A 254-nucleotide genomic window follows, 5' to 3' on the forward strand; every position below is an offset into this window, starting at 1 on the left:
GCCGACGACTGCGTCGGGCTGGGCGCCGGGGTAGACCGACGCGATCGGGGTCGACCCTGGGAACGACACGTTGGGCGACCACACGCGGACCACGCGGGTCGCCCCACGGCTGCGCAGGAGGTCGTGGTCCCGGCGCCACACGGCGACGTACTGCCCCGCCGTGTTGCCGCCGACGCCCACCGCCCCCGGGTAGCCGCCGGCGTTCATCTCGTGGGCGAACCGCAGGTGCACCGGCCCGCCGTACGCGGCGAGCG

The 254-nt window shown here is 76.4% G+C and carries 1 pseudogene; it reads right to left on the reverse strand.

Features of this window, described 5'->3' with window-relative positions:
* Positions 1 to 231: pseudogene (locus KVT14_RS20665) on the reverse strand (endoglucanase); the annotation flags it as partial.
* Positions 232 to 254: the final 23 nt, after the last annotated feature.

Origin of the sequence: Cellulomonas sp. GbtcB1 (genome assembly GCF_019091725.1) — a bacterium.
Taxonomy (GTDB): domain Bacteria; phylum Actinomycetota; class Actinomycetes; order Actinomycetales; family Cellulomonadaceae; genus Cellulomonas.